This is a genomic window from Streptomyces sp. 13-12-16, assembly GCF_002114215.1.
Classification (GTDB): domain Bacteria; phylum Actinomycetota; class Actinomycetes; order Streptomycetales; family Streptomycetaceae; genus Streptomyces.
Genome location: NZ_NCTE01000320.1, coordinates 21,007 through 24,083, shown reverse-complemented (window position 1 = coordinate 24,083; position 3,077 = coordinate 21,007). Strand labels below are relative to the sequence as shown.

General features: G+C 70.9%; 1 protein-coding gene. It reads left to right on the top strand.

All coding sequences use genetic code 11. The features are described 5' to 3' along the window. Positions 1-372: 372 nt before the first annotated feature. Positions 373-3,077 (top strand): glycosyl hydrolase (locus B7767_RS13670; RefSeq protein ID WP_085572422.1); only part of this gene is annotated, 2,705 nt, incomplete at its 3' end.

Sequence of the window (3,077 nt, the reverse complement as noted above, 5' to 3'; positions counted from 1 at the left end):
GGCCCCCGCCCCCGCCGGTGACGAGGGTGTCCACGGTGGTCCCGGTGACCCCATGCACGCCGACGCCGTCCCGGTCGGACCACCGGCGTGCCCGGGGCCCGGGGACGGCCGCCGCGCACCGGGCGGCGGCCTCGGCCTCGTTGCGGTCCGGGCACGCGTGCGGCGGCCCGGGAAGTGCCGGAACGGGGCCGGTCGTACGACGATCCCGTCAGCAGCACGCTCACACCGCCAAGATGTGAAGAGATGACGGATCCCGGGCCCGGGGGTCACCCGTTGCGTTCAATGCATTGACACGTGCATTACATGGGCTTTACGTTCCGGCCATCTGAGAGCGCTCTCAGAGCTTTCTCCTGTCACGACTTGAGGTGACGCATGCCATCCCCACGCACCAGATCCGCGACCGTTCTGCTGCTGGCCTCGGCCCTCGCCGTCCTCGGCCTGGGCCCGGCCGCCACGCCGGCGGCCGCCGCCACCGTTCCCGTAGGCTCGGGCAGTTACTCCGACACCCGGCCCCCCGGTACGTCGGGCCCCACCACCAACACGGGGACGCCGGTCACGCCCAAGGTGACCGCCGCCGCCAAGGACCGGCCCGTGCCCACCAACGACTGGTGGTCCTCCCTCGCCTTCCAGCGCTACGGCGACAACCCGTACTCGACTCCCATGTACGGGCACCCCCTCACCTACCAGGCCACGGCCGGCGGGCTCGACGTCGGCTACCCGACGACCCCCGCGATCGTCGGTGACGGCCGCCAGTACGAGTACGCCCACAAGCGCGACCTCACCATCGGACTGACCGGCCTCAACTCCCCCGACACCAAGGCCGACGACTGGTCCGACTGGACGGTCACCCCCTACTGGTCCGACGGCGCCCGCACCCTGCGCACCACCATCGGCCACGGCTCCCCGTTCGTGTACGCCAAGGGCTCCGGCGGCAACGCCCAGATCACCACCGCCGGCGCGCCCGCCGTCTTCGCCGACCAGGGCAACGTCCTCGGCATCACCGTCGCCGGGCACCACTACGCGCTCTTCGCACCGACCGGCAGCGACTGGAACGTATCCGGCTCCACCGTCACCGCGGGCCTCGGCGCCAAGGACTACTTCTCCGTCGCCGTACTGCCGTCCACCGACGCGCTGGCGACGTTCAAGAAGTACGCCTACAGCTTCGTCACCGGCTCCAAGGTCACCTGGAACTACACCGGAGGCACCGTCGGGGCCACGTACACCCTCACCACCGAGGCGAAGGAGGGCACCGAGCGCGGCACGCTCCAGGCCCTCTACCGTCACCAGTGGCTGAACACCACCGACGCCCTCACCTCGTACACGTACGTCTCGCCGCGCGGCACCATGAAGGTCCGCGAGTCGGCCTCCTTCACCACGCGCCAGAAGGCGTCCGCGGTGCTGCCCGCGCTGCCGAAGTCGAGCGGTGTGGACACCGCCCGGCTGCGCGGATACCTCAACGACGTCGTGAACGCCTCCGATCCCTTCTCCGGAGCCACCGACACCTACTGGACCGGCAAGGCCCTCGGCCGCCTCGCCCAACTCGTGCCGGTGGCCGACCAGATCGGCGAGACCGCCGTCCGCGACCGGATGATCGGCCTGATGAAGGGCAGGCTCCAGGACTGGTTCACGGCGGGAGGCGCCAACGAGTTCAGCTACGACAAGGACTGGAAGACCCTCACCGGCTACCCCGCGTCCTACGGCAGCGACACCGAGCTGAACGACCACCACTTCCACTACGGTTACTACGTCTACGCGGCGGCGATCGTCGCGCAGTACGACCCGGCGTGGGCGGCGGACTCCGCCTGGGGCGGGATGGTCAAGACCCTCGTGCGGGACACCGCCAACCCGAGCCGCAACGACACCGCGTACCCCTTCCTGCGCGGCTTCGACGTCTACGCCGGCCACAGCTGGGCCTCCGGGCACCAGGGCTTCGCCGCCGGCAACAACCAGGAGTCCTCCTCCGAGTCCACCAACCTCAGCGCGGCCCTCGTCCTGTGGGGTTCCGCCACCGGCGACACCTCGCTGCGCGACCTCGGCACCTTCCTGCTGACCACCGAGTCGGAGTCGATCGCCCAGTACTGGTTCGACGCCGACGAGCAGGTCTTCCCGTCCTCGTTCGGCCATGACACGGCCGGCATGGTGTGGGGCAGCGGCGCCGCCTACGCCACCTGGTGGACCGCCAACCCCGAGGAGATCCACGGCATCAACGTCCTTCCCGTGACCGGCGGTTCGCTTCACCTCGGCGGTGAGAAGGCCGCGATCCGGCGCAACATCGCCGAGATGGAACGGGAGAACGGCGGCCCGGCCGTCGAATGGCGCGACATCCTCTGGGAGTTCCAGTCCTTCGCCGACCCGGGTACGGCCAGGGCGAAGTGGGACGCGGGCCACGCCGGCTACACCCCGGAGCAGGGGGAGTCGAAGGCGCACACCTACCACTGGCTCACCACCCTCGACACCCTCGGCGCCCCGGACGCCACCGTGACCGGTGACATCCCCACCTCCGCCGTCTTCACCAAGGGCTCGACCCGGACCTACGCGGCCCACAACCACGGCTCGACGGCCCGCACCGTGACCTTCTCCGACGGCAGGACCCTGTCCGTGCCGGCCCGTTCCACGGCGACCGGCACCGGATCCGGGTCGACCGACCCCGACCCGGATCCGCCGACCGGCAACACCTTCCAGCTGCGCAGCGGTGGCACCCTGACCACGGCGACCGGCGGCACGGCGGGCAGCGACACCATCGCCTCCGCCGGCGGCGCCAACCACGACGGCACCCCGTACCAGCCCCTCGTCTACGAGGTACGCGGCGTCAACGGCACGCTCACCCCGGGCGCGCCGACCGCCTTCCGGCTCCAGCTGGACGCGGGCACCTCGGTCGGGCTGGGCCAGCAGGCCCGGATCAGCTACGACCTCACCGGCGACGGCAGCTTCGACCGGACCGAGACGTACCACTACTTCGCGACCGACCCGGTCACCGGATGGGAGGAGTACACGCAGGCACGCGGGCTCAAGGCGTCCACGGGCACACCGGGCGACCTCGTCGGCGGCACCGTGCGCCTGGAGGTGTGGAGCGCCAT